Consider the following 26338-nt stretch of genomic DNA (forward strand, 5'->3'; position numbering starts at 1 on the left):
CGAGCCCGCGCCTCCCGCTTCCCCTGGCGCGCGTGTACACTTGAATGTCTTGAACCCGATTGCCAAGGATCCACTGGATGTCGCCGCGCTTTCCTGTCGTTGCCCGTTGCCTGACTCTGGCCGCCCTGCTGGTTGCAGGCCCCGCTGTCGCGCTGGAACTGCCATTGCCACCGCCCGGTGAAGATGTGGTGGGCCAAGTGCGCACGGTCACCGCCAAGTACGAAGACACCTTCGCCGATATCGCCACGGCCAATGACCTGGGCTACCTGGAAATGATCGCGGCCAACCCGGGGGTCGATCCATGGTTGCCGGGCGCCGGCACCGAAATCATTCTGCCCACGCGCTACGTGCTGCCGCCCGGGCCGCGCGAAGGCGTGGTGATCAACCTGGCCGAGTACCGCCTGTACTACTACCCCAAGGGCGAAAGCGTGGTGTACACCTTCCCGCTGGGGATCGGGCGTGAGGGCTGGGGCTCGCCGATTGCCAACACCAAGATCATTGCCAAGACGCCCAACCCGACCTGGACCCCGCCTGCCTCCATCCGCGCCGAGCACGCCGCCGATGGCGATATTCTCCCGGCCGTGGTTCCGGCAGGCCCTGACAACCCGCTCGGGCCGTTCAAGTTCACCCTCGGTGTTCCGGGCTACCTCATTCATGGCTCGAACAAGAAGTTCGGTATTGGCATGCGTACCAGCCACGGCTGCTTCCGTATGTTGAACAACAACGTGCTGCAACTCTCGGGGCTGGTCCCGGTCGGCACCTCGGTGCGCATCATCAACGAGCCTTACAAGTTCGGCCTCAGTGCCGGCAAGGTCTATCTCGAGGCGCACACGCCGCTGGACGAGAGTGGCAATCCGTCGGTGGTCGACAAACACACGGCAGTGATCAATGCCTTGCTCAAGCGTGAAGACTTGGCCAACAGCCTGCAGATGAACTGGGACATGGTGCGTGATGTGGTGGCGGCCGAAGATGGCATGCCGGTGGAAATTGCGGTGCCGTCGACCAATGGGGGTGTTGCAGCAGGGGACGGCGGTCTTCCGCCCGAACTGCAATAAGCGCTGGTGCGCTTGATCAGCCCGCCCTGTGCGGGCTTTTTTGTGTTCGTGGCTTTTCGACGGGCAATAAAAAGCCGATCCGGCAAGGGATCGGCTTAACAATAATCCGTGAGGATTATTACTTGCGGCTGGCTTTGTCCAGCATACGCAGAGCGCGCTCATTGGCTTCGTCAGCAGTTTGCTGAGCCTTCTGAGCAGCGGCCATAGCGTCGTCAGCTTTGCGGTAAGCTTCGTCTGCACGGGCTTGGGCGCGAGCTGCTGCGTCTTCGGTAGCGGTCAGGCGAGCTTCGGTTTCTTTGGTGACGCTGCTGCAACCGGTAGCCAGAACTGCGGCCAGAGCCAGAGCAGAGAATTTCAGAACGTTGTTCATCGTGTTCCCCTTCAAGGACTTTATATCTATTAAAGAGCCATCTCTCGAAAATGAGAAACTGGCCGGCGTACATAGTACCCATTACTTGTAGTAAGTAAACTGACTGAACGCAAGAAGCTTGAAAAAATCTGGCGGCCTTGGCGGCGTGTAAGGTAACTGTCATGGCCGCTTGAGCCCGTCTGGCCTGCAGGCACTTGCAGAGTAACTTTTTCGTTGAACTAAGGGTGACTTTTCCTGTCGCTCAACGTCTATGCTTTTTGAATATCTGGCTGATCTTTGCATCATTCAACGCAGGCGTGGTCGCTGTATTATTTGCCGGCCTCGGCTTGAGTAAGCTGTTGCACAACGCCTACTATTCAAGCGTCCCGCGCAGCAGAACGATTGTGCAAGTTGTGCTGTCGAACGCGCAACGGGGGCGCAGAGGCGGTTCAGCCGTAACCACCCTATCGATAAGGCGAAGGTCTGCCAGAAGACCTGCAAGGAGCTGTGATGAGTGAAGCGTTGACCATCCACCATGACCAGGCCGGTCATCAGTTCGAGACCAATGTGGACGGTCACCGGGCCTACCTGACGTACATGGACCTGGGCAAGCAGACGCTGGACATCTACCGCACCTTCGTACCCAACGCCCTGCGCGGTCGTGGAATTGCGGCCGCCTTGACCGAACAGGCGCTGGCCTACGCCGAGCAGATGGGTTACACGGTAATTCCGTCCTGTTCTTATGTAGAACGCTACATGGAGCGCCAGCAGCGCCACTCCAGCAAAGCGTGAATCGACTACGTGAAAACGCCGGGCATTGCCCGGCGTTTTTGTACCTGCGCCAATGATCAGCCGCGCTGGCGCTTGGGCAGTACCTCCTTGAGCTTGGCGTGCATGCTGCGCAAGGCGGTCTCGGTGGCCGCCCAGTCGATGCAGGCGTCGGTCACCGACACACCGTATTGCAGGTCTTCGAGGTTTTTCGGAATGGACTGGGCGCCCCAGTTCAGGTGGCTCTCTACCATCAGGCCGATGATCGACTGGTTGCCTTCCAGAATCTGGTTGGCCACGTTGTCCATCACCAGCGGCTGCAGGGCCGGGTCCTTGTTGGAGTTGGCGTGGCTGCAGTCGACCATGATGTTCGGCTTGATCTTGGCCTTGGCCAGGTCCTGTTCGCACAGGGCAACGCTGACCGAATCATAGTTGGGCTTGCCATTGCCGCCGCGCAGTACCACATGGCCGTAGGCGTTGCCCTTGGTGGTGACGATCGACACGCCGCCCTGCTGATTGATGCCCAGGAAGCGGTGCGGCTTGGACACCGACTGCAAGGCATTGATGGCCACGGTCAGGCCGCCATCGGTACCGTTCTTGAAGCCCACGGCCGAAGACAGGCCAGAAGCCATTTCCCGGTGGGTCTGCGATTCGGTGGTGCGTGCGCCGATGGCCGACCAGCTGATCAGGTCTTGCAGGTACTGGGGCGAGATCGGATCAAGCGCTTCGGTGGCGGTGGGCAGGCCTTGCTCGGCGAGGTCGAGCAACAGTTGCCGACCGATGTGCAGGCCATCCTGGATCTTGAACGAGTCGTCCAGGTACGGATCGTTGATCAGGCCCTTCCAGCCGACGGTGGTGCGCGGTTTCTCGAAATACACCCGCATGACCAGATACAGCGTGTCCGAGACCTCTTCAGCCAGCACCTTCAGGCGCTCGGCATAGGCATGGGCGGCTTTGAGGTCGTGGATCGAGCAGGGGCCCACCACCACGAACAGGCGATGGTCCTTGCCGTCGAGAATGTTGCGCACCACTTCACGGCCCTTGGTCACGGTGTCCAAGGCCTTGCGGCTGAGGGGGATTTCTTTCTTGAGCTGATCGGGGGTGATCAGGGTGTCGTTGGAGGCGACGTTGAGGTCATCGATCGGTAAATCAGCCATCGTGTTACTCGTCAGGTCACGGGTGCCGGCCGCCAGCAACCCCGTGCGGCCCAGCAGCAGATTGTTCGCAGCGGGGAGGGCCGAACCTTAGCGCGTTAACGGGGCCTGCGACAATGGGCAAACCCCGACCGCTGTGGGGTTTTTGCAGGCCGGGGCGTTGAGTTGTCGCCCTTGGGGCGATGCCAGGCTCGAAATCGGCCTGGCTGGCGTGCCAAGATCGTCTGCTGTCAAAGCCCCCTGGAGAACTGGATGACTTCTACCCCTGTACGTATCGGCATCATTGGCAGCGGCGCCGTTGGCGGCTTCTATGGCCTGATGCTGGCCCGCGCCGGCTTCGATGTGCATTTTCTCTTGCGCAGTGACTACGCCCGCGTGCGCGACCAGGGCCTGACGCTGGACAGCGCCCGACACGGCGCGGTGTCGATGAAGGTGCAGGTCTATAACGATGCTGCCGATCTGCCGCCATGCGACTGGTTGCTGGTCGGTGCCAAGGCCACCAGCAATGCCGAGTTGGCCCCGCTGATCGTGCAGGCCGCCGCCCCTGGCGCCAAGGTGCTGTTGCTGCAGAACGGCCTGGGCGTGGAAGAGCAACTGCGCCCGGCGCTGCGCGAGGACATGCACCTGCTCGGTGGGTTGTGTTTCATCTGCGTGAGCCGCCAGGCACCTGGCGTCATCCGCCACCAGGCGTTGGGCGCGGTGAATGTGGGCTACCACAGTGGCCCGGCCGCGCACGATGACCGCCGCGGCATCGTCGATGCCGCGGCGCAGCTGTTCCACGCCGCGGGCCTCGACTCCCAGGCGATGGACGACCTGGGCCTGGCGCGCTGGCAGAAGCTGGTCTGGAACGTGCCTTACAACGGCCTGTCGGTGCTGCTGCGCGCCAGCACCACCCCATTGATGGGCGATGCCGACAGCCGCGCGCTGATCCAGGCGCTGATGGGCGAGGTGGTGCAGGGCGCACAGGCCTGTGGCTATGCAGTGGACGACGACTACGCCGCGCACCTGCTGCGCGTTACCCAGCAGATGCCCGACTACTGGCCCAGCATGTACCACGACCATGTGCAGCAACGGCCGCTCGAGCTGCAGGCGATCTACGCCGAGCCGCTGGCGCGTGCCCGCGCGGCCGGCTGCCATTTGCCGCGCATCGAGGCCCTGTACCAGGCGCTGTCATTCATCGACCGGGCCAACCGGCAAGGTTGAATCGCGTTCTGCCTGGGCCGGCTGAGCGACGCCCCACGCGGCCCTGCGGCCGGCCAAGGCGCTGCTAAGCTCAACCGTGCCCTGCCGCTGTGGCAGTCGAGGAGGCCGAATGATCCGTTCCCTGCTGTACGCCAGCGACCTGGGCGTTTATGCCCCTTTCGTGATGCAGCACGCGCTGGCCCTGGCGCGTACCTTCGATGCCAGCCTCTATGTCGTTCATGCAGTAGAGCCCATGGGCCAGTTCGCCGAGTCGTTGCTGCAGAGCTATCTGGATGAGCGCACGTTGGACCAGTTGCACAATCAGGGCGTCAACACCGTGCTGGCCAATATCGAGCAACGGGTGCTCGAGAACTTTCGCGAAGAACTGGGCGAGCCGGCCGATCTGGCGCTGATCAAGGCGGTGCGTGTGCGCCAGGGCGATCCGGCGCAGGTGATTCTCGACCAGGTGGAGCGGGTGCAGGCCGACCTGCTGATATTCGGCAGCCATAGTCAGGGTGCGGGGGTGGATGTGCCGATTGGCCGTACCGCCGTGCGGCTTTTGCAGCTGTCTACGGTGCCGGTCTACATGGTCCCGCTCTCGCAACACCTTGGGCGTAGGAAAGTATGAACCTAGCCGTCAGTTATTTCCCTGTCAGGCCGACGAAAAAGTTCTAGATTTATTTGTTTATCCACTAATATAGTTATAACCCGTCACCACCCGCTGCTGACCCAACGCTGATCCGAGGGACACCTATGAAGCTTCAACAATTGCGCTACATCTGGGAGGTGGCGCACCACGATCTCAATGTGTCTGCCACCGCGCAGAGCCTGTACACCTCTCAGCCCGGGATCAGCAAACAGATTCGCCTGCTCGAAGATGAACTGGGTGTCGAGGTGTTCGCCCGCAGCGGCAAGCACCTGACCCGTGTCACGCCCGCCGGCGAACGCATCATCACCACGGCGGGTGAAATTCTGCGCAAGGTCGAAAGCATCAAGCAGATCGCCCAGGAATTCTCCAACGAGAAGAAAGGCACGCTGTCCATCGCCACCACCCACACCCAGGCGCGTTACGCCTTGCCACCGGTGATCAGTGGGTTCATCAAGCAGTACCCGGATGTGGCCCTGCACATGCACCAGGGTTCGCCCATGCAGATCGCCGAGATGGCTGCCGACGGCACCGTCGACTTCGCCATCGCCACCGAGGCGCTGGAGCTGTTCAACGACCTGATCATGATGCCGTGCTACAAATGGAACCGCTGTGTGGTGGTGCCCCAGGGCCATCCGCTGAGCAAGCTGCCCAAGCTCACCCTGGAAGCCTTGGCCGAATACCCGATCGTGACCTACGTGTTCGGCTTCACCGGCCGCTCCAAGCTCGACGAAGCCTTCAGCCACCGTGGCCTGACGCCGAAAGTGGTGTTCACCGCGGCCGACGCCGACGTGATCAAGACCTATGTGCGTCTGGGCCTGGGCGTGGGCATCGTGGCGGGCATGGCGGTCGACGCCAAGCTCGACAATGACCTGGTGGCCCTGGACGCCAGCGAGCTGTTCGAGCCGAGCATCACCAAGATTGGCTTTCGCCGTGGCACCTTCCTGCGCGGCTTCATGTGCGACTTCATCGAGAAGTTCGCCCCGCACCTGACCCGCGAAGTGATGGCCAAGGCGATCCAGTGCCACAACAAGCAAGAGCTTGAAGCGCTGTTCGAAGGCGTCGAACTGCCTGTGCACTGAGTGCTACAGGTCTGAAAAACCGGCCTGCGAGCCTGATATCGGTCAGTTCGTAGTCCGGGGGGCCGCTTAGCGGCCCATCGCGGCAGTAGCCGCTCCGACCCTGACCGCGCGCTCCTGAGGCATCAGGTCGGCAACCGACCCGATTCAGGCGCCGCGACGCAGCAGAGCAAGCGAGGTGGCAGCTTCAGGCCGGCTGCGCCGCCCACCACAGCAATGCCGGAGCGCCGGACCGTCCGCTCCTACCCCCCGACCATGCTCGCCCGAACGCTTGCTCTCAGCCCTTGCTGATCAGGTTGCCGGCATGCAGCCCGCATTCCTTCTGCGTTGACTCCTCCCACCACCAGCGCCCCTCGCGCTCGTGCTGGCGCGGCAGCACCGGGCGAGTGCAGGGTTCACAGCCGATGCTGATGAAGCCGCGCTCATGCAGGCTGTTGTAGGGCAGTTCGAGCATGCGGATATAACCCCACACTTCTTCGCTGGTCATCTGCGCCAAGGGGTTGAACTTGTACAGCGGGCGCTCGGGTGTGGAGAACGCGCCGTCCACTTCGATGGCCGGTACATGGCTACGCGTGCCGGGGCTCTGGTCGCGGCGCTGGCCGGTGGCCCAGGCGCTGACGGTGGCCAGCTTGCGCCGCAGCGGTTCGATCTTGCGCACGCCGCAGCATTCGCCGTGGCCATCGCGGTAGAAGCTGAACAGGCCCTTTTCCTTGACGAAGGCGTCGAGCTTGTCGCGGTCGGGGCTGAGCAGTTCGATCGGCAGGTTGTACTGCTCGCGCACCTGCTCGATGAAGCGGTAGGTCTCGGGATGCAGGCGGCCGGTGTCGAGGCTGAACACCTTGACCTGTTTGTTGAGTTTCCAGGCCATGTCCACCAGCACCACATCTTCGGCGCCGCTGAAGGAAATCCACAGATCATCACCGAAGTGCTCGAAGGCGAGCTTGAGGATGTCCTGGGGGGACTTGCTGGCGTAGGTCGCGGCCAGGGCGGCGACGTCGAAAGGTTGGCTCATCAGGCGGTTTCCATCGTGATAGTGGCGCTGGGCGCTCGTAGTGGCTCGATGGTAACAAAAAATGGCAGATCAGCGACGGGGCAGGGCGTGTCGACGGTCGCTGTGCGCAAGGCCATCAGGCCTGGTTCAGGACGCGCGGGCAGTGGCAGGCGCGGGCACCTGGTGTGCACCGGCCTGACCGGTGATCAAGGTTGTTCAGGTCGCGTGCCCAGCCCTTGCAGGGTTTCCATCAATACCCTGACCTTGGCGATCGACTCCTCGTACTCAGCCTGCCAGTGCGAATCGGCCACCACCGCGCCACCGCCCCAGCAACTGACCTGACCGTCCTTGATCAGCAGGCTGCGAATGGCGATGGAGCTGTCCATTTCGCCGCGCACATCCAAGTACAGCAAGGAGCCGCAGTACAGCGCCCGGCGAGTCGGCTCCAGCTCGTCGATGATCTGCATGGCGCGGATCTTCGGCGCGCCGGTGATCGACCCGCCGGGGAAGCTGCCGGCGATCAGGTCCAGCGCATCGTTGCCCGCCGCCAGGCGCCCGGTGACGCTGCTGACCAAATGATGCACGTTGGGGTAGCTTTCCAGGCTGAACAGCTCGGGCACCTGCACCGAACCGATCTCGCAGGTGCGGCCCAGGTCGTTGCGCAGCAGGTCGACGATCATCAGGTTTTCCGAGCGGTCCTTGGCGCTGCCGAGCAGCTCGCGGGCGTTGGCGGCGTCTTGGTCGGGCGCGCTGGCACGGGGGCGGGTGCCCTTGATCGGACGGGTTTCCACCTGGCGGCCGCGCACCTGAATGAAGCGCTCGGGGGAGAAGCTCAGCAGCGTCGTGCCGTCGGCCAGTTGCAGGAAGCCCGAAAACGGTGTCGGGCAGGCGCTGCGCACGGCTTGATAGGCGTGCCAGGGGTCGCCTTCGCACCGCGCACGAAAGCGCTGGGTGAGGTTGATCTGGTAGCAGTCACCGGCCTGAATGTAGGCCTGAACACGGTCGAAGGCGGCTCGATACTGCGCAGCGTGCAGGTCCCCTTGCATGGGTGCGAGCAGGCGAAAGGGGCCAGCCTGCGCAGCGCAGCAAGAGGCGAACAGGTGCAGCAACCGATGGCGCTCGCCGGCGTCCAGCTGCGGGTGAAACACCAACTGGCTGGTGCGCAGGTGGTGGTCGGTGACCAGCGCCCAGGCGTACAGCCCCAACTGCGCGTCTGGCAGCCCCAGGTCATCCAGCGCGTGCGCCGGCAAGGGCTCCAGGCGCCGACCGAAGTCATAGCTCAGGTAACCGATCAGGCCGCCGGCGAAGGGCAGCTCGCAGTCGTCTGGCAACTGCGCCGTGCCCAGCCTGCGCAAGGCCTGGCGCAAGCGCGCAAGGTAGTCGTCGCCGCGTTCACCCGCCTGCACCTGAAACTGCTCCAGCGGCCAGGCACTGAGCAGGTCGAAGCGCCCGCGTTGAGCGTCAGGGCGGGCGCTGTCGAGCAGCACCGCACCCGGCGCAGCACGCAGGTGAGCGAAGTAGACGGCGGGGTCAGGCTGATAGGGCAGCGGGTGAAGCGTACAGGTCGGCATGGGTCGGGACAGGGCTGGCAAAGCGAGGAGGGCGATTGTAGTCCGCTGCAGGAAAGCCGCCTAGCGTCGGAGCGACATTCTCGCGCTGTTCAGCGCTGGGCTGACTTCGCGATGGCCAGCGCCGGCTGATCGTGTGAGGCGATAGCCTGATCAGCCCCAGCGCCCTCAAGGCGGACATCACCGTCCTGATGAGCCCCCAGCGCCCTCCAGGCGGGCATCACCTCCCTTGATCAGCCCCAGCGCCCTCAAGGCGGACATCACCGCCCTGATCGGCCCCCAGCGCCCTCATGGCAAACATCACCACCCTTGATCAGTCTCAGCGCCCGCACGGCAGGCGTCGCCGGCTGGGATCGGCGGGCGGTCGTCACGCGGGCAAACGCCTGTACGGCGGCTCGGCGCCACCGCCACGCGCAGCCCCCTGAACGACAGCGCCGGTGCAGCACAGGCCCCGTATCAACACCTCGATACGGGGCCTGTGCTGCACCGGCGCGGTAACAGCCTGTAAAACGCTTGGCTCAGTGCTGCGGCACGTGCCCGAACAGGTTCTGCGCCACCCGCACGCGCTCTTCAGGCGTTTCGGTCTTGCCTTCCTTGGCCAGCGCCTCGATATGCGCCTCGATGGCGTGGGTGCGCTGGGTCAGGCCGCAGTCGTTGGCGATCTGGATGTTCAGGCCGGGGCGGGCGTTGAGTTCGAGAATCAACGGGCCCTTGTCCTGATCCAGCACCATGTCCACGCCGATGTAGCCAAGACCGCACAGCTCATAGCAATTGGCGGCCAGCTTCATGAAACCGTCCCAGTTCGGCAACTGCACACCGTCTACCGAGTTGGTGGTATCGGGGTGCTTGCTGATGATGCGGTTCAGCCAGGTGCCGCGCAGGGTCACGCCGGTGGCCAGGTCCACACCGACGCCGATGGCGCCCTGGTGCAGGTTGGCCTTGCCGCCGGACTGGCGGGTCGGCAGGCGCAGCATGGCCATCACCGGGTAGCCCATCAGCACGATGATGCGGATGTCCGGCACGCCTTCGTAGCTGATGCTCTTGAAGATCTGGTCGGGGGTGACGCGGTACTCGATCAGTGCGCGGTCGCGGTGCCCGCCGAGCGAATACAGACCGGTGAGGATGCTCGAGACCTGATGCTCGATTTCCTCATGGCTGATGATCTTGCCCGACACGGTGCGGTAACGGTCCTCGAAGCGGTCGGCCACCACCAGAATGCCGTCGCCACCGGCGCCTTGCGCCGGCTTGATGACGAAGTCGCTGCGCTTGCCGAGAATCTCGTGCAGCGTATCGATCTGCTTCTCGGTCTCGATGATGCCGTACATTTCCGGCACATGAATGCCGGCCGCCAGTGCCCGCTCCTTGGTGATGATCTTGTCGTCCACCACCGGGTACAGGCTGCGCTTGTTGTACTTGAGCACGTAGTCGGCGTTACGCCGGTTGATGCCCATGATGCCCCGCGCCTCCAGGGCCTTCCAGGTCTTGATCAGTCCGAACATCAGGCATCAGCCTTCTTCAGGAACGCCTTGAAGCGTACGAGCTCGGTCAGGCGGTAGCCGCGGTAGCGACCCATCGCCAGCATGAAGCCCACCAGGATCAGCAACACGGCCGGGAAGGTGAAGACGAAGTACACCAGCTCCGGCACCATCATCAGCAGGTGCGCGAGCGATGCAGCGAACAGCGTGCCGATGGCCACTTTCATGGCATGGCCACCGCCACGCTCTTCCCAGGTGATCGACAGACGCTCGATGGTCATGGTCAGAATCACCATCGGGAACAACGCCACCGACAAGCCGCGCTCCAGGCCCAGCTTGTGGCTGAACAGGCTGATGGCGGCGATGAGCACCACCACGAAGGTGAGCACCACCGACAGGCGCGGCAGCATCTGCAGCTTCAAGTGTTCGAGGTAGGAGCGCAGCGACAGCCCCAGCGCCGTGATCACCGTGAACAAGACGATGCCGAAGCCCAGTTGCGTTTCGCGGAAGGCCAGGGCGATCAGTACCGGGGTGAAGGTACCCAGCGTCTGCAGGCCGATCAGGTTGCGCAGCACCAGGATCACCAGCACACCAATCGGGATCATCACCATGATCATGAAGGTCTGCTGGGTTTGCAGCGGCAGGCTGTAGAGCGAGTACTCGAGGAAGTCGGCGTCGGTGTTCTCGTCGGTGAGCTTGGCCAGGCGGATGGCATTCATCTCGCTGTTGTTCAGGCTGAAGGTGACATTGGCGCGTTTGCCGCCATCGACCGTGATCAGGTTTTCGTCGCCGCTCCACCACATCAGGCGGTCGTTGGGCAGGCCTTGTTCACCGGTGTCGGGGTTGAAGTACAGCCAGTCATTGCCGTTGAAGCTGCGCAGCCAGAGTTCAGGGCTCTGCGGGGTGTCTGCAACCAGGCGGATGGTGTGGACCTTCTCGACCGGTACGTGGGCGATGGACAGCAGCAGATTGACGACTTTGGCCTTGTTCAGCGACGAGGTATCGCCCGCGAGCAGCAGCTTGACGTTGTCGTCGTTGGGGTTGTTGACCCGCTTGATGGTTTCGCTGACGAAGGTTTCGACGTCAGCAGAATGCTGGCGAATCGGTGCGATCAGCGCTTCGGCGGCGATCTTCTCCGGGCCTTCGACGGCCAGGCTGTCGCGGAAGGTCGGGCCTTTGATCTTGGCTTTTTCGGTGCTGAAGCGCTTGGTCAGGACCAGGCGGTAGTACAGCGTCTGGTTGCCATTGGCGCGACGCGCCGACCAGGTCACCTTGCGGTTGCCATCGGTGCGATTGACGCTCACGCCGTAGTTGTTGGAGATGAAGCTCTCGTTGAGGCTGACGTAATCGCGATTGAGCGGCGGCACGAACATCTGCACCTTGACCGGATCCTTGGAACTGGCCACGAACTCGACCTTGGCATCGATGTTCCACAAGTCGTCGGTTTCGTCTTCGGTCACCGGAATGCCGAGGAAGAAAATCTGATAGGCCGTGACCATTACGCCCAGGAGCACCAGAACGGTGATCAGGACTTTCAGGTGAAGGGTAAGAGAACGCATCGGAATTACTCTGCGGTAGGAGCTTCGGGGGCACAGGCAGGTTTGCCGGCCGCGTATTTAAGGCTTGGATCGACGACTGCGGAAAAGTGCTTGAGCGCCTCCGAGCCGATCAGCAACGGGAATTGGAAGGCACTTCGGTCGGTGAGGTTGACCTCGATGGTGCGTTGGGTCTGGCCCATGCAGATGGCCAGTTCGATGACCGGGCGAGCGGTGTAGGCCTTGCCCGATTCACCATCGTAGTCACTGGCCCGGCGCTTGATCTTGCTGACGCGGGCCAGCGGGCGTTCGATCGGGTGTTTGTGAGCGGTGTCGATGCCCAGGTAGAAGCGCACCCAGCTTTCCCCGTCGCGCTTGAAGCGCTTGATGTCACGGGCGCTCAGCGACGCGGTCTTGGCGCCGGTGTCGAGCTTGGCTGCCACTTCAAGGTCCAGGTCGCCCAGGCGGGCGTACTCGTTCAGACCATAGACGGTCTTTTCCGCCGCCTGGCCCAGGGCTGGCAGCAATAGAAGGCAGAGCAACGATAGGGCGGGTGTGAGTTTCATAATCCTGGCGCAATACGGTGCAAAGTCGAGGCAGGATGCAAGGCGCAGCGCCTTGCCATCCTCATTCAGCTGCCATCGCGCTTGTAGCGCGGCCAGCAAGGAATCCTGCACCGGCAAACGGCGCGGCAGTCTATCACGCCGAGGCCGTCACGCCAGCGCGCGGCGTTCAGACAGCGAAGCGGGAGTGGAGTTTCTTGAGGGATCGATTGTCGACAATCTTCATTTTCTAGATTGACCTCAACCTGTTTATTGGCTACTTTTCAGGCAATACGAGAAAAGGTGTCGACAATAATGCAGGATATTGCCACGGCCCCCGCAGCCCAGACCGAAGACGGCGAAACGCTCTCCGAACATGTCTTTCGGCGCATCCAGGCTGCCATCATCAGCGGCGAAATCGCGCCCGGCAGCAAGATTTCCGAGCCAGAGCTGGCCCGTACCTACGGTATCAGCCGCGGGCCACTGCGCGAGGCCATCCATCGCCTGGAGGGCCAGCGCCTGGTGGTGCGGGTGCCGCACGTCGGGGCGCGGGTGGTGTCGCTGAGCACCCACGAACTGATCGAGCTGTACCAGATTCGCGAGTCGCTCGAAGGCATGGCCTGTCGGCTGGCCGCCGAGCGCATGAGCGCCGAGCAGATCCGCGCGCTGCGCCAGGTGCTCGACACCCACGAGCAAGACGCCGCCTTCCAGGCAGGCCTGGGCTACTACCAGCAGGAAGGCGACTATGACTTCCACTACCGGATCATTCACGGCAGCGGCAACCAGACCCTGGTGCAGATGCTCTGCGGCGAGCTGTACCAGCTGGTGCGCATGTACCGCATCCAGTTCTCCAGCACGCCCAATCGCCCGCACCAGGCCTTCGCCGAACACCACCGTATTCTCGACGCCATCGAGGCCGGCGACGGCGAGCTGGCCGAACTGCTGATGCGCCGCCACATCGGCGCGTCGCGACGCACCATCGAGCGCCACGCACTGGGCGCCGACTCCCCTGACCTTCGAGGTGATGCATGACAAGGATGAGTACCCCTGGCCAACGGTTTCGCGAAGCGGTCGCCGCCGAGCACCCATTGCAAGTGGTCGGCACGATCAACGCCAACCATGCGCTGCTGGCCAAGCGCGCCGGCTTCAAGGCCATTTATCTGTCCGGTGGCGGCGTTGCGGCGGGCTCGCTGGGTGTGCCGGACCTGGGCATCAGCGGCCTGGACGACGTGCTGACAGACGTGCGACGCATCACCGATGTATGCGACCTGCCATTGTTGGTAGACGTCGACACCGGCTTTGGTGCCTCGGCCTTGAACGTGGCGCGCACCGTGCGCGCGATGAGCAAGTTCGGCGCGGCGGCCATCCACATCGAAGACCAGGTCGGTGCCAAGCGCTGTGGTCACCGCCCCAATAAAGAGATCGTGACCCAGCAGGAGATGGTCGACCGCATCAAGGCTGCCGTGGATGCGCGCCTGGACGACAGCTTCGTGATCATGGCGCGCACCGACGCCCTGGCCGTGGAAGGCTTGAACGCCGCCCTCGACCGCGCCGCCGCCTGCGTCGAGGCCGGCGCCGACATGATCTTCCCCGAGGCCATCACCGAATTGGCCATGTACCAGCACTTCGTCGACCGCGTGAAGGTGCCGGTGCTGGCCAACATCACCGAATTTGGCGCCACGCCGCTGTTCACCACCGAGCAACTGGCGTCGGTGGACGTGTCGCTGGTGCTCTACCCGCTGTCGGCCTTCCGCGCCATGAACAAGGCCGCCGAGAACGTCTTCGCCGCCCTGCGCCGCGACGGCACCCAGCAGCAGGTGGTCGACACCATGCAGACGCGCATGGAGCTGTACGACTGCATCGGTTACCACGCCTTCGAGCAGCACCTCGACGCCCTGTTTGCGCAGGAGAAACGCTGAGGCGCGCGACACACCCCCGATGAGCCCATGACTCCCCCGACAATTTCAATAAAGGAGCAACACCATGGCCGAAGCAAAAGTACTCAGTGGCGCCGGCCTGCGTGGCCAGGTTGCCGGGCAGACCGCCCTCTCTACCGTGGGCCAGGCCGGCGCCGGGCTGACCTACCGCGGCTATGACGTGCGCGACCTCGCCGCCCATGCCCAATTCGAGGAAGTGGCGTACCTGCTGCTCTACGGCGAGCTGCCCAGCGCCGCCGAGCTGACCGACTACAAGCACAGCCTCAAGGGCCTGCGCAGCCTGCCCCAGGCGCTCAAGGAGGTGCTCGAGCGCATCCCTCGCGACACCCACCCGATGGACGTGATGCGCACCGGCTGCTCGATGCTCGGCACCCTGGAGCCGGAGCTGACCTTCGGCGCCCAGCGCGAGCGCACCGACCGTTTGCTGGCGCTGTTCCCGGCCATCGTCTGCTACTGGTACCGCTTCAGCCATCATGGTGTGCGCATCGAGTGCGAAAGCGACCAGGACACCCTGGGCGGCCACTTCCTCCAGCTGTTGCTGGGCAAGGCGCCGAGCGAGTTGCATGTGAAGGTGATGAACGTTTCGCTGATTCTCTACGCCGAGCATGAATTCAACGCCTCGACCTTCACCGCGCGGGTCTGCGCCTCGACCTTGTCCGACCTGTATTCCTGCATCACGGCCGCCATCGGCTCGCTGCGCGGCCCGCTGCACGGCGGCGCCAATGAAGCGGCCATGGAGCTGATCGAACGTTTCGGCAGCCCGCAGGAAGCCACCCGCGAACTGCTCGCCATGCTGGAGCGCAAGGACAAGATCATGGGCTTCGGCCATGCCATCTACAAAGAGTCCGATCCGCGCAACGAGGTGATCAAGGGCTGGGCGGCCAAGCTGGCCGACGAGGCGGGCGATCGTGTGCTGTACCCGGTGTCCGAGGCCATCGACAAGACCATGTGGGAGCAGAAACGGCTGTTCCCCAACGCCGATTTCTATCACGCCTCGGCGTACCACTTCATGGGCATTCCGACCAAGCTGTTCACGCCCATCTTCGTCTGTTCGCGCCTCACCGGCTGGGCCGCGCATGTGTTCGAGCAGCGCGAGAACAACCGCATCATCCGCCCCAGCGCAGAGTACACCGGGGTGGCGCAGCGCCCGTTCGTGCCGCTTGAGCAGCGCTGACCGTTGAGCAGTGGGCCGCAGCCTTGAATGCTGCACCGGGGGCGTTCGCCCGTCCTCGGCGACCCGTGGCAACACTCGATTACCGTGATAGAGCCTGATAACGATATGAACACTGCCTACCGAACCGCTTTGCCTGGCACCGACCTGGACTACTTCGACGCCCGCGCGGCAGTCGAAGCGCTGCAGCCCGGCGCCTATGACGGCTTGCCCTACACCTCGCGCGTGCTGGCGGAAAACCTCGTGCGCCGCTGCGATCCGGCCACGCTCGACGCATGCCTCGGCCAGTTGATCGAGCGCAGGCGCGACCTCGACTTTCCCTGGTACCCAGCCCGTGTGGTGTGCCACGACATCCTCGGCCAGACCGCGTTGGTGGATCTGGCCGGCCTGCGCGATGCCATCGCCGACAAAGGCGGCGACCCGGCGCAGGTCAACCCGGTGGTGCCGGTGCAGCTGATCGTCGACCATTCCCTGGCGGTGGAGTGCGGCGGCTACGACCCGCAGGCCTTCGAGAAGAACCGCGCCATCGAGGACCGCCGCAACGAGGACCGTTTCCACTTCATCGACTGGACCAAGCGCGCGTTCAAGAACGTCGAAGTGATCCCGCCGGGCAATGGCATCATGCACCAGATCAACCTGGAGAAAATGTCCCCGGTGATCCACGCCGAGCACGGCGTGGCCTACCCCGACACCTGCGTCGGCACCGACAGCCACACGCCGCATGTCGATGCGCTGGGCGTGATCGCCGTGGGCGTCGGCGGGCTGGAGGCCGAGAACGTCATGCTCGGCCGCGCCTCGTGGATGCGCCTGCCAGAAATCATCGGGGTGGAGCTGCGCAACCGGCTGGCGCCGAACATCACCGCCACCGACCTGGTGCTGGCGCTGACCGAATTTCTGCGTCAACAGAAAGTGGTCGGTGCCTACCTCGAGTTCTACGGCGAGGGCGCCCGTGCGCTGACCCTGGGCGACCGCGCGACCATCTCCAACATGGCGCCCGAGTACGGCGCCACCGCGGCCATGTTCGCCATCGACGAACAGACCCTTGATTACCTGCGCCTGACCGGGCGCGAAGCGCAGCAGGTGCAGTTGGTGGAAACCTACGCCAAGGCCGCCGGGTTGTGGGCCGACAGCCTGGCCGGCGCCGCTTACGAGCGGGTGCTGAGCTTCGATCTTGCCAGCGTGGTGCGCAACCTCGCCGGGCCGTCCAACCCGCACGCCCGCGTCGCCACCGGCGACCTGGCGGCGCGCGGCATTGCCGGGGCCTGGGACGATGTGCCGGGGCAGATGCCTGACGGCGCGGTGATCATCGCCGCCATCACCAGTTGCACCAACACCAGCAACCCGCGCAACGTGATTGCCGCAGGCCTCTTGGCGCGCAACGCCAACCGTCTGGGGCTGACCCGCAAGCCGTGGGTCAAGTCGTCCTTGGCGCCCGGCTCGCGCACGGTGGAACTGTATCTGCAGGAAGCGGGGCTTGAAACGGAGCTCGAGCAGCTCGGTTTTGGCATCGTCGCCTTCGCCTGCACCACCTGTAACGGCATGTCCGGCGCGCTCGACCCGCAGATCCAGCAGGAAATCATCGACCGCGACCTGTACGCCACGGCCGTGCTGTCGGGCAACCGCAATTTCGATGGGCGCATCCATCCGTATGCCAAGCAGGCGTTCCTGGCCTCGCCGCCGCTGGTGGTGGCCTACGCCATCGCCGGCACCATCCGCTTCGACATCGAGAAAGACGTGCTGGGCGTGGTCGAGGGCCGCGAGATTCGCCTGAAGGATATCTGGCCGAGCGATGCCGAGGTCGATGCCATGGTCAAGGCGGCGGTCAAGCCCGAGCAGTTCCGCCAGGTCTACATCCCCATGTTCGCCATCGAGCAAGACACCGGGCCCAAGGTGGCGCCGCTGTATGACTGGCGCCCCATGAGCACCTACATCCGCCGCCCGCCGTACTGGGAAGGCGCGCTGGCCGGCGAGCGCAGCCTGACCGGCATGCGCCCGCTGGCGGTGCTGCCCGACAACATCACCACGGATCATCTGTCGCCGTCCAACGCGATCATGCTCGACAGCGCGGCGGGCGAGTACCTGGCGTCGATGGGCGTGCCGGAGGAAGACTTCAACTCCTACGCCACCCACCGCGGCGACCACCTGACCGCGCAGCGCGCCACCTTCGCCAACCCCAAGCTGTTCAACGAAATGGTTCGCGGCGCCGACGGCAAGGTGCGCCAGGGTTCGCTGGCGCGCCTGGAGCCGGAAGGGCAGGTGGTGCGCATGTGGGAGGCCATCGAAACCTACATGGCGCGCAAGCAACCGCTGATCATCGTGGCCGGCGGCGACTACGGCCAGGGCTCGTCGCGCGACTGGGCGGCCAAGGGCGTGCGCCTGGCCGGGGTCGAGGCCATCGTCGCCGAGGGGTTTGAGCGCATTCACCGCACTAACCTGGTGGGCATGGGCGTACTGCCGCTGGAATTCCACCCGGGCACCGACCGCCACACCCTGGCCCTGGACGGCAGTGAAACCTATGACGTGGTCGGCCAGCGCACCCCGCGTGCGACCCTGACCCTGGTCATCACCCGGCGCGACGGCGAGCGCTTGGAGGTGCCGGTGACGTGCCGCCTCGACACCGGTGAAGAAGTGTCGATCTATGAAGCCGGTGGCGTGCTGCAACGCTTCGCCCAGGACTTCCTCGAAGCCTCCGTCTGACTCAACCCGCCAGCTCCGTCGCGGTGCGGCGGGCCTGGCCGACAGGAATTCACCATGGCCCATCCCGCACAACTGAAGATTCCTGCCACCTACATGCGTGGTGGCACCAGCAAGGGCGTGTTCTTTCGCCTGGCCGACCTGCCCGAGCCTGCCCAGCGTCCAGGCCCGGCACGCGATGCGTTACTGCTGCGGGTGATCGGCAGCCCCGATCCCTACGGCAAGCAGATCGACGGCATGGGCGGGGCCACGTCGAGCACCAGCAAGGCGGTGATTCTCGCACCCAGCCTGCGCCCCGAGCATGACGTCGACTACCTGTTCGGACAGATCGCCATCGACCGCGCTTTTGTCGACTGGAGCGGCAACTGCGGCAACCTGTCCGCAGCCGTCGGTGCCTTCGCCATCGCCAGCGGGTTAGTGGACGCGGCGCGCATTCCTCACAACGGCATCGCCACCGTGCGCATCTGGCAGGCCAACATCGGCAAGAGCATCATCGCCCACGTGCCGATCACGGCCGGTGAGGTGCAGGAGACCGGCGACTTCGAGCTCGACGGTGTGACGTTCCCAGCCGCCGAAGTGCAACTGGAGTTCCTCGATCCGGCCGCCGATGAAGGCGACGGCGGCGGCGCCATGTTCCCCACCGGCAACCTGGTCGACACGCTGGAGGTGCCGGGCTTGGGCAGGCTACAAGCGACGTTGATCAACGCTGGCATTGCGACCATCTTCGTCAACGCGGCGGACATCGGTTACACCGGCAGCGAGTTGCAAGAGGCCATCAACGGTGACCCGGCCGCGCTGGCACGTTTTGAAACCCTGCGCGCCCATGGCGCCTTGCGCATGGGCCTGATCAGCACGCTTGAGCAGGCTGCCGATCGCCAGCACACACCGAAGGTCGCGTTCGTTGCAGCGCCTGCCGATTACATCGCTTCCAACGGCAAGCCGGTACCGGCAACGGATATCGACCTGCTGGTGCGGGCGCTGTCGATGGGCAAGCTGCATCACGCCATGATGGGCACGGCGGCGGTGGCCATCGGCACAGCTGCGGCGATTCCAGGGACATTGGTCAACCTGGCGGCCGGGGGCGGCACCCGCACTGCGGTGCGCTTCGGGCACCCGTCCGGCAGCTTGCGCGTGGGCGCCCAAGCGCAACAGGTGAACGGCCAGTGGACGGTGACCAAGGCTCTGATGAGCCGTAGTGCGCGGGTGTTGATGGAGGGGTGGGTGAGGGTGCCGGGGGTGTAGCAGTATGGAGTGCGGTATGACATGGAGCCGGCACTCCAAGGTAAGGCCTGCGGCGAGACGGGCAGGGCATGAGGCTGCAGAATTCGGGTTGGGCGCGTGCGCTGGGATGCCCGTTCTTCCGGCCTGGCGTGCTGGCTGAATCAGGCCGGCTTTGCCGGCCATCGCGGCTGAAGCCGCTCCCACAAGCGGGATAGCCATCGCGACTGAAGCCGCTCAAGGGGATGACCATCGCGACTCAAGTCGCTCCGGAACCGCGTGGTGCGTGGGAATCTCGCGGTCGTGTAGAAGCGGCCGGTCCAGCGCTCCGGTTAGTCGCGATGCCCGGCGCAGCCGGGCCAATGCCACACCCTCCATTTGACTGTTTCTTACGCGATCCCTGACTCCCCCCTCCGATACCCAACCGGCCGCTCACACGGCCTCAACGGGCAACTCAATCCTCACCCGTGTCCACCCACCCTCACTCTCGACCTGAATCTCCCCGCCATGCGCCTGGATGATCGAGCGAGTAATGGCCAGCCCCAACCCGGCATGCTCACGCCCGCTGTCGCTGCGCGCGGGGTCTGCGCGGTAGAAGCGGTTGAACAGTCGCGGCAGCACCTCCGGGTCGATGGCCGGGCCGGTATTGGCTACGCACAATTGCACGCCAGGGGTCAGGCTGACGCGGATCTCCCCGCCTGCCGGGGTAAAGCGCAGGGCATTATCGATCAGGTTGGACAGGGCGCGGCGCAGCATGTGGCGATCCCCTCTCAACGCGGCGTGGCCCTCTCGGCTCAAGCGCACCTCGGCGTCTTCGGCCAGCACCGCGTAATACTCCAGCAACGCATCCACTTCGTCTTCGAGCTGCAACGGCTGCTGCCCTGGCACTAGCAGGCCATGGTCAGCCTTGGCCAGAAACAGCATGTCATTGACCATCTGCGCCATGCGCTGCAGCTCTTCCAGGTTGCCATGCAGCGCCTCGCGGTACTGCTCCAGGCTGCGCGGGTGGGTGAGGGTGACCTGGGTCTGGGTCAGCAGGTTGGACAGCGGCGTGCGCAGCTCATGGGCGATGTCGGCCGAGAACGCGGACAGGCGCTGAAAGGCATCGTCCAGGCGGTGCAGCATCGCGTTCACCGCAGTGGCCAGTTCGGCCAGCTCTTCGGGCAGCTGCGCGGCGGGCAGGCGCGTGGTCAGCGAGCGCGCCGAGACACTGGCGGCCACCTTGCCCATCTGCCGCAGCGGGCGCAGGCCGCGGCGCACCGCCCAGGCGCCGAGCAGCGCCGTGGCCAGCGCAGATAGCCCGACAGTGAGCCAGATCAGCTGCTGCATGCGCTGCAGGAAATGCTGGTGGTGGGTGATGTCGAGGTAAAGCGTCAGGCGTGGCGACTGCGGTTGCTGGGCGTACAGCGGAGCGTCCAGGCTGCGGTAGTCAATGCCGTTGGCATGCTGGGTGGTCAACCCTGGCTGGGTCGGCGCGGGTGGCAGCTCACTGCGACTGGTGAACCAGGTATCGCCCTGCGCGCTTTGAATGCGCAGGGCCAGGTCGGCCTGATGGCCGAGTTGAGCGCGCAGCTCGGCCAGGCGCGGCGCCAGGTCCGGCTTCTCGTGCAGACGATTCAATTGGGTGCGCCACTGCGACAGTCGCGCATCAAGCAACTGTTGGTCGAGCTCGATGAAATGCCGGGCACTGGCCTGGCTGAACAGCAGCCCGGCGGTCAACGACACCGCTGCGGTGCAGGCGGCGAACAACAGGCCCAACCGCATACCCAGAGACAGACGCGACATCATCCGGCGCTCGCTTGGAGCACGTAAAGCATGCCTTTCACCGGGTGGATCAGTCTCGCGGTATGCGCATCCTCGCCGTCGAGCAGCAGGCGGCGGATCGCCCCTTCAATCACGTTGGCACCACTGTCGAGCTTCATTCGGCGCGCTCTTCGAGCACGTAACCCATGCCGCGTACGGTGTGGATCAATTTGGCGGAATGCGCGTCATCGATTTTCAGCCGCAGGCGGCGAATCGCGACTTCGATGACATTGGTGTCGCTGTCGAAATTCATGTCCCAGACCTGCGAGGCGATCAACGATTTGGGTAGCACCTCGCCCTGGCGGCGCAGCAGCAGTTCCAGCAACGCGAACTCCTTGGCGGTGAGGTCCAGGCGCCGCCCGGCACGCTCGACGCGGCGGCGGATCAGGTCAAGGCGCAGGTCGGCAAGGCTCAGGCAGGTGTCGTGCGCGGTGCTGGCGCCGCGGCGCAGCAGGCTGCGTACCCGCGCCAACAGCTCGGCAAAGGCGAACGGCTTGACCAGGTAGTCGTCGGCGCCCAGTTCCAGGCCGCGCACGCGGTCTTCGATGGTGTCGCGGGCGGTGAGAAACAGCACGGGCGTTTCCAGCCCGGCCTGGCGCACGCTTTGCACGATCTGCCAGCCATCGCGACCGGGCAGCATCACGTCAAGCAGCAGCAGGTCGTAATCACCGGTCAAGGCCAAGTGCTGACCGCTATCGCCGTCACTGGCCAACTCCGTGCTGAAGCCCGCCTCGCGCAGGCCTTGGCAGAGGTACTGGCCAGTCTTGGCCTGGTCTTCGACGATCAGCAGTTTCATGGGCTGGCTTTTTCCAGAGGCGGGGAGGGCAAGGATACGACAGGCGCGCCGATGCGGGCCAAGCTGACAGCTTTGTAATCTGCGTGTCAGGTCAGTGCCAGCGCTGGCTGGGTAAGGTTGCGGTCACTGTTCGATGGGTTCTGGAGTTCCTATGAAACCGCTGTTGCTTACCGCCGCCTTGTCGCTGCTCAGCCTGCCGGCGCTTGCCGAGACCTTTGCCTTCGGCGAGCCCGCCTCGGCCGAGAAGGCCACCCGGAGCGTCGAAGTGTTGATGAAGGACATCGCCTTCGAGCCCACCACGTTGCAGGTCAAGGCCGGCGAAACGGTGCGCTTCGTGCTGATCAATGAAGGTCAGTTGCCGCATGAGTTCAACCTTGGCGACAAGGCCATGCATGTCGAGCACCAGAAAGAGATGCTCGCCCTGCAGGGCAAGACGTTCGCTGCGGCTGGGCAGGGGGGGATGGCGCACGGTGGGGCTGCGGGTGAGCCGGCGGGGAAGGCCAATGGTGAAGCTGCGGGTGGGCCGGCGGCGAAGGGCCATGGCGAGGCTGCGACTGACCAGGCCGGGATGGCGCATGGCGGGGCTGCTGGCGGACACGCGGGGATGGACCACGGTCAGACGCCCGGCGCCCATGCCGGCATGGCCCACGGCGATGCCGGCCACGGCCACGGCGGCGGCAACACCGTGCTGGTGCAGCCAGGCCAGCGCGCCGAACTGACCTGGACCTTCACGTCGTCGGCGCCGATCGAGTTCGCCTGCAACGTGCCGGGGCACTATCAGGCAGGGATGGTCGGGCCGCTGACCATCGAGTGAGCCACAGGCGCTAGGAAAAATCGGTAAACTGGTCGGCATTTGACTCTGCAGGGCCGATCTCATGCATCCTTCCGCCGAAACCTCGCCGCTGGGCAAATCCAGCGAATACGTCGCCACCTACACGCCATCGCTGCTGTTCCCGATCCCACGCCAGGCCAAATGGACCGAGCTGGGCGTGACCGCGCAGACCCTGCCCTGGCAGGGCGTGGACTACTGGAACTGCTTCGAGTTGTCGTGGCTGCTGCCCTCGGGCAAGCCGGTGGTGGCTATCGGCGAGTTCGCCATCCCAGCCGATTCGCCGAACATCATCGAGTCCAAGTCGTTCAAGCTCTACCTCAACTCGCTGAACCAGACCGTGTTCGCCACGCCAGGCGAGTTGCGCGTGTGCCTGGAAAAAGACTTGTCGGCCGCTGCCGGCAAACCGGTGGCCGTGCGCGTGCGCACCTTGGGCGAAGTGGAGGAGGAAGGCACCACGGCGCTGCCTGGGCTGTGCATCGATGCGCTGGATATCACCGTCAGCAGCTATGACCACCCACAACCCGAGCTGCTGGCCTGCAACCCCGAGCGCATGGTCGAAGAAACCCTGCACAGCCACTTGCTCAAGTCCAACTGCCCGGTGACCAGCCAGCCCGACTGGGGCAGCGTGGTGGTCGACTACCAAGGCCCGGCGCTGGACCACGCAAGCCTGCTGGCCTACCTGGTGAGCTTCCGCCAGCACGCCGACTTCCACGAGCAGTGCGTCGAGCGCATCTACCTTGACCTCAAGCAATTGCTCGACCCGCAGCACCTGACCGTGTACGCCCGCTACGTGCGCCGCGGCGGCCTGGACATCAACCCGTACCGCAGCAGCGCGGCGATCACCCCGCGCAACCTGCGCCTGGTGCGCCAGTAAGCGAGCACTAAAAAAGGCCGCGCAAGGTGGCCCTGGAGGAAGCGCCGGCCCAGCGCGCCGAATTGCCGTGATGGGCCGCGCAGCGGCCCGGTCGCACGAGTGAACACCCTTCGGGCAAGACGCCCTCCGGCAGTTGCCTGGCCTGGACGCCTCAGATGCCCATGCTGTGCAGCGAATTGGCGATGCTGCGCAGGGTGGCGGTGAGGTCAGGGTGTTCGACCTCGAAGCGTTCGATGGCCAGATTCACGCCGTCGACCACGTTGTTGTCAGCCGTGGCTTCTTCGAGTTTCAGTTGCGCTTCGATCTCGCGCGCCTCTTCATGCAGGCTGGCCACTTCCTCATCGGAAAGCGGCACGTTGCGATCGAGTTGGTCGCGCAGGCTGTTGAGGCGCTCTTGCAGTTCGGGGGCGGACATGGGGCGTACTCCATCAATGACTTAAGGCATGGACCTTGAGAGTCAGGTAAAGGTTTCTGACGTGCCTGCAAGCGTCATCCACTGCCTGTGACTTTGCATGATGGGCGTCAAGCGCAGGGCTTGGGCAGGTTGGGCGAGGGTGAGGTGAAAGGCATGCCCGACCGCTGGCTGTGTTCCGTGCGGCCTGGCCGAGGGTGAAGGCTTTTCACGCAGGCGCTAAGGCTTCTCACCCTTGGCCAGCCGCTGGGCGATATCGGTCAGGCACAAGGGCAGGGCCTCGAGGTGGTCGATCACCGAATGCACGCCCAGGGCGTACAGCGCCAGCGTAGCCTCACCCCGCGCCTTGACCTGCGCGCTTTCGCTCAAACCCTGCCATTGGCGGGCACTGTGCGCACACGGTGGAGTGCAGGCAGCCAGGCCCACGGTCCAGAGCCCGGCATTGAGCGCCGATTGCAGCAGCGTGGGTTCAGCGCTGACCACCACCCCCCCGTGCAAGTGCTCGCAGCCCAAAGCCATCAAGGCTTGCCAGCAGGCATCCGGGGCTGGCCAGGGCCGTGACGCGCCGACCTGTCGGGGCAGGCCTTGCGGCAGGACGGCGGCCAGTCGACTGTGCTCGGCACTGGCGCCTGCGTCCAGCCACAGGCAGGGCAGCGACCGTTCGGCCAGATGGGCCAGGCACGCCAACGCCCCCGGTGTGGGATGGGCGCCGTCATCGTCAACGTGCACCAGGCAACCGCGCAGGCTGAACAGCACGGCAGTGAGGCGGGCGGGTGAGGGGGAGGAGGCGTGTGGCATGGCAACGTCCATGAAAGAACCTCCACCCTAGAACGACGGCGTGACCGTTACATGACAGAGGGCAATCTTTCCCAGTGTGAAGGCAAGACTGTTCATCGGCAGCGGACCCCTTATACTGGCGCTTTGTCAGGCAGCCGCCCCTTGCGATGCCGTCATGGACCCTCGATGGAGAAGCATTTATGCGTAGGACCGGCGTGATTGATCGCGTCACCCAGGCCTGTATCTGTGCCAGCTTGCTGCTGGCACCGATCACGGCAACCCAGGCCGCCACCGAGGAAGACCCCTGGGAAGCCGTCAACCGGCCGATCTTCCGGTTCAACGACGTGCTCGATACCTATGCGCTGAAGCCTCTGGCCAAGGGCTATCAGGCCGTCACGCCACAGTTCGTCGAAGACGGCATCCACAACGTGTTCAGCAACGTTGGCGACGTCACCAACCTGGCCAACAACGTGTTGCAGTTGAAGTACCGCGAAGCGGGCATCGACACCGCGCGGATCATCTTCAACACCACCTTCGGCATCGGTGGCCTGTTCGATGTCGGCACCCGCATGGGGCTGCAGCGCAGCGATGAAGACTTCGGCCAGACCCTGGGCTACTGGGGCGTACCGAGCGGGCCGTACGTGGTCATCCCGCTGCTGGGCCCAAGCACTGTGCGTGACGGGTTGGCGCGTTACCCGGACACCTACACCAGGCCGTACCGCTACATCGACCACGTACCGACCCGCAACTCGATCCTGGCGATGGACATTGTCGACACCCGCGCGCAACTGCTCTCGGCCGAGAAGCTGATCAGCGGCGACAAGTACATCTTCATTCGCAACGCCTACCTGCAGAACCGCGAGTTCCGCGTCAAGGACGGCGAAGTCGAAGACGACTTCTGATCGATCCGCTGTCCCTGAGCCGCGCGGCAGACGCGCGGCTCAGCGCATGTTGAGGATGCGCAGCCCCAGTTTCTGTTCCCCGTCGGGCTGATCGGCGATCCACACCACTTCGGTGCTGGCCTGCAACCCGGTGAGCGCGGCATGTTCCGACTCGATACGCACCTGCAGGCGATCACCCACCTGAAACTGCTGCGGCGCCTGCACCTGCATGCCGCTGCTGGACAGGTCCAGGCACACGGCGGCAATCACTTCACCTTCGTGCAGCAGACTGGCGGCCGCATCGACGCGCATCCGGATGAAATCGCGCTTCTCGCTGTAGTTCTGGGGCGTCTGTGACATAGGGACAACCTTCCATCTGGTAGGGCTTGAGAACTTTCTTATAACTCCCGGCGATTTCGCCTGTAAAGTGCAGGATCGTCGCCCCCTTCGCGCTTGAAACGCCTGGCGGATGGGAGTACCGTCTGCGCCTTACAGGGCATTTCTACCCTGGGTTGATGGCCAACTTCCCGGTCCATTGCCCAGCGAAGAGTGGCCAGAGAGAATCCAGTAGTGCCTGCCAGCCACCTTGCAGGGCTACG

Annotated in this window: 26 protein-coding genes; 13 read left to right on the plus strand and 13 right to left on the minus strand. The window is 64.4% G+C overall.

Annotated features, from left to right (window positions below; genetic code table 11):
* The first annotated feature begins 77 nt into the window (after nucleotides 1–77).
* Nucleotides 78–1055 (plus strand): L,D-transpeptidase family protein, encoded by a 978-nt coding sequence (locus SJI00_RS03150; RefSeq protein ID WP_322460278.1) that lies wholly within the window; start codon nucleotides 78–80, stop codon nucleotides 1053–1055.
* Between the two features lie 118 nt (nucleotides 1056–1173).
* On the opposite strand, the gene SJI00_RS03155 is transcribed toward SJI00_RS03150, so the two are convergent.
* On the minus strand, nucleotides 1174–1425 hold the full coding sequence (locus SJI00_RS03155; RefSeq protein ID WP_312933975.1) for an Lpp/OprI family alanine-zipper lipoprotein: 252 nt from the start codon (nucleotides 1423–1425) through the stop codon (nucleotides 1174–1176).
* 489 nt (nucleotides 1426–1914) lie between these two features.
* Here SJI00_RS03155 and SJI00_RS03160 point away from each other — a divergent pair, with 489 nt between their 5' ends.
* The gene (locus tag SJI00_RS03160) at nucleotides 1915–2196 is read left to right on the plus strand and encodes a GNAT family N-acetyltransferase (RefSeq protein WP_016714752.1); all 282 of its coding nucleotides are present in this window, start codon (nucleotides 1915–1917) and stop codon (nucleotides 2194–2196) included.
* 56 nt (nucleotides 2197–2252) lie between these two features.
* On the opposite strand, the gene SJI00_RS03165 is transcribed toward SJI00_RS03160, so the two are convergent.
* Nucleotides 2253–3329: a 3-deoxy-7-phosphoheptulonate synthase gene (locus SJI00_RS03165; RefSeq protein WP_322460279.1), complete on the minus strand. Its 1077-nt coding sequence runs from the start codon at nucleotides 3327–3329 to the stop codon at nucleotides 2253–2255.
* 249 nt (nucleotides 3330–3578) lie between these two features.
* Between SJI00_RS03165 and SJI00_RS03170 the strand changes: the two genes are divergently transcribed.
* From SJI00_RS03170 to cysB, 3 genes are all read left to right on the plus strand, one after another.
* Complete coding sequence (locus SJI00_RS03170) at nucleotides 3579–4529, plus strand: putative 2-dehydropantoate 2-reductase (protein ID WP_322460280.1); 951 nt, start codon at nucleotides 3579–3581, stop codon at nucleotides 4527–4529.
* Nucleotides 4530–4638: 109 nt separating this feature from the next.
* Complete coding sequence (locus SJI00_RS03175; protein ID WP_322460281.1) at nucleotides 4639–5136, plus strand: universal stress protein; 498 nt, start codon at nucleotides 4639–4641, stop codon at nucleotides 5134–5136.
* A 125-nt stretch (nucleotides 5137–5261) separates the two neighbouring features.
* Nucleotides 5262–6236, plus strand: a complete 975-nt coding sequence (cysB, locus tag SJI00_RS03180; protein WP_322460282.1) for an HTH-type transcriptional regulator CysB — start codon at nucleotides 5262–5264, stop codon at nucleotides 6234–6236.
* A gap of 274 nt (nucleotides 6237–6510) precedes the next feature.
* Here cysB and SJI00_RS03185 read toward each other — a convergent pair whose 3' ends face one another.
* From SJI00_RS03185 to rloA, 5 genes are all read right to left on the minus strand, one after another.
* Complete coding sequence (locus SJI00_RS03185) at nucleotides 6511–7245, minus strand: phosphoadenylyl-sulfate reductase (protein WP_322460283.1); 735 nt, start codon at nucleotides 7243–7245, stop codon at nucleotides 6511–6513.
* A 185-nt stretch (nucleotides 7246–7430) separates the two neighbouring features.
* On the minus strand, nucleotides 7431–8795 hold the full coding sequence (gene pabB / locus SJI00_RS03190; protein ID WP_322460284.1) for an aminodeoxychorismate synthase component I: 1365 nt from the start codon (nucleotides 8793–8795) through the stop codon (nucleotides 7431–7433).
* A gap of 515 nt (nucleotides 8796–9310) precedes the next feature.
* Nucleotides 9311–10291: an alpha-L-glutamate ligase-like protein gene (locus tag SJI00_RS03195; RefSeq protein WP_322460285.1), complete on the minus strand. Its 981-nt coding sequence runs from the start codon at nucleotides 10289–10291 to the stop codon at nucleotides 9311–9313.
* On the minus strand, nucleotides 10291–11826 hold the full coding sequence (gene rloB, locus SJI00_RS03200) for an osmotic stress tolerance membrane protein RloB (protein ID WP_322460286.1): 1536 nt from the start codon (nucleotides 11824–11826) through the stop codon (nucleotides 10291–10293). Before rloB ends, SJI00_RS03195 begins: the two co-directional genes overlap by 1 nt.
* Before the next feature lie 5 nt (nucleotides 11827–11831).
* Nucleotides 11832–12368, minus strand: a complete 537-nt coding sequence (gene rloA, locus SJI00_RS03205; RefSeq protein ID WP_322460287.1) for a retropepsin-like aspartic peptidase RloA — start codon at nucleotides 12366–12368, stop codon at nucleotides 11832–11834.
* 291 nt (nucleotides 12369–12659) lie between these two features.
* Here rloA and SJI00_RS03210 point away from each other — a divergent pair, with 291 nt between their 5' ends.
* The 5 genes from SJI00_RS03210 (at nucleotide 12660) to prpF (ending at nucleotide 19388) form a co-directional block, all read left to right on the plus strand.
* Nucleotides 12660–13376: a GntR family transcriptional regulator gene (locus SJI00_RS03210; RefSeq protein WP_322460288.1), complete on the plus strand. Its 717-nt coding sequence runs from the start codon at nucleotides 12660–12662 to the stop codon at nucleotides 13374–13376.
* Nucleotides 13373–14263 (plus strand): methylisocitrate lyase, encoded by an 891-nt coding sequence (gene prpB / locus SJI00_RS03215; RefSeq protein WP_322460289.1) that lies wholly within the window; start codon nucleotides 13373–13375, stop codon nucleotides 14261–14263. The genes SJI00_RS03210 and prpB overlap by 4 nt, the downstream gene beginning before the upstream one ends.
* 64 nt (nucleotides 14264–14327) lie before the next feature.
* Entirely contained in the window at nucleotides 14328–15455 is a 1128-nt protein-coding gene (prpC, locus tag SJI00_RS03220; RefSeq protein ID WP_322460290.1) for a bifunctional 2-methylcitrate synthase/citrate synthase, read from the plus strand.
* Between the two features lie 105 nt (nucleotides 15456–15560).
* Complete coding sequence (gene acnD, locus SJI00_RS03225) at nucleotides 15561–18149, plus strand: Fe/S-dependent 2-methylisocitrate dehydratase AcnD (protein ID WP_322460291.1); 2589 nt, start codon at nucleotides 15561–15563, stop codon at nucleotides 18147–18149.
* Nucleotides 18150–18203: 54 nt separating this feature from the next.
* Entirely contained in the window at nucleotides 18204–19388 is a 1185-nt protein-coding gene (prpF, locus tag SJI00_RS03230) for a 2-methylaconitate cis-trans isomerase PrpF (protein WP_322460292.1), read from the plus strand.
* 408 nt (nucleotides 19389–19796) lie between these two features.
* Here the strand turns inward: prpF and SJI00_RS03235 are convergent, their stop codons facing one another.
* The 3 genes from SJI00_RS03235 to SJI00_RS03245 are packed head-to-tail and all read right to left on the minus strand — an operon-like array spanning nucleotide 19797 to nucleotide 21963.
* Nucleotides 19797–21152 (minus strand): heavy metal sensor histidine kinase, encoded by a 1356-nt coding sequence (locus tag SJI00_RS03235; RefSeq protein WP_322460293.1) that lies wholly within the window; start codon nucleotides 21150–21152, stop codon nucleotides 19797–19799.
* Complete coding sequence (locus SJI00_RS03240) at nucleotides 21149–21286, minus strand: hypothetical protein (RefSeq protein WP_322460294.1); 138 nt, start codon at nucleotides 21284–21286, stop codon at nucleotides 21149–21151. The genes SJI00_RS03235 and SJI00_RS03240 overlap by 4 nt, the downstream gene beginning before the upstream one ends.
* Nucleotides 21283–21963 carry a heavy metal response regulator transcription factor gene (locus tag SJI00_RS03245; RefSeq protein WP_322460295.1) on the minus strand — a complete coding sequence of 227 codons (681 nt, stop codon included), beginning with the start codon at nucleotides 21961–21963 and terminating at the stop codon, nucleotides 21283–21285. Before SJI00_RS03245 ends, SJI00_RS03240 begins: the two co-directional genes overlap by 4 nt.
* A 151-nt stretch (nucleotides 21964–22114) precedes the next feature.
* Between SJI00_RS03245 and SJI00_RS03250 the strand changes: the two genes are divergently transcribed.
* Both SJI00_RS03250 and queF read left to right on the plus strand, forming a co-directional pair.
* Nucleotides 22115–22777, plus strand: coding sequence for a cupredoxin domain-containing protein (locus tag SJI00_RS03250; RefSeq protein WP_322460296.1), 663 nt, complete (start codon nucleotides 22115–22117; stop codon nucleotides 22775–22777).
* Nucleotides 22778–22838: 61 nt separating this feature from the next.
* A complete protein-coding gene (gene queF, locus SJI00_RS03255; protein ID WP_322460297.1) occupies nucleotides 22839–23669 on the plus strand; it encodes an NADPH-dependent 7-cyano-7-deazaguanine reductase QueF in 831 nt (276 codons plus the stop codon).
* Nucleotides 23670–23820: 151 nt separating this feature from the next.
* Here queF and SJI00_RS03260 read toward each other — a convergent pair whose 3' ends face one another.
* Both SJI00_RS03260 and SJI00_RS03265 read right to left on the minus strand, forming a co-directional pair.
* On the minus strand, nucleotides 23821–24084 hold the full coding sequence (locus SJI00_RS03260) for a DUF4404 family protein (RefSeq protein WP_322460298.1): 264 nt from the start codon (nucleotides 24082–24084) through the stop codon (nucleotides 23821–23823).
* A 216-nt stretch (nucleotides 24085–24300) separates the two neighbouring features.
* Nucleotides 24301–24879, minus strand: coding sequence for a phosphonoacetaldehyde phosphonohydrolase-related protein (locus SJI00_RS03265; RefSeq protein WP_322460465.1), 579 nt, complete (start codon nucleotides 24877–24879; stop codon nucleotides 24301–24303).
* A gap of 179 nt (nucleotides 24880–25058) precedes the next feature.
* Here SJI00_RS03265 and SJI00_RS03270 point away from each other — a divergent pair, with 179 nt between their 5' ends.
* The gene (locus tag SJI00_RS03270) at nucleotides 25059–25760 is read left to right on the plus strand and encodes an MlaA family lipoprotein (protein ID WP_322460299.1); all 702 of its coding nucleotides are present in this window, start codon (nucleotides 25059–25061) and stop codon (nucleotides 25758–25760) included.
* A gap of 39 nt (nucleotides 25761–25799) precedes the next feature.
* Here the strand turns inward: SJI00_RS03270 and SJI00_RS03275 are convergent, their stop codons facing one another.
* The gene (locus SJI00_RS03275) at nucleotides 25800–26099 is read right to left on the minus strand and encodes a PilZ domain-containing protein (protein WP_322460300.1); all 300 of its coding nucleotides are present in this window, start codon (nucleotides 26097–26099) and stop codon (nucleotides 25800–25802) included.
* Nucleotides 26100–26338: the final 239 nt, after the last annotated feature.

This window comes from Pseudomonas gebzensis, from assembly GCF_034427815.1.
GTDB lineage: Bacteria > Pseudomonadota > Gammaproteobacteria > Pseudomonadales > Pseudomonadaceae > Aquipseudomonas.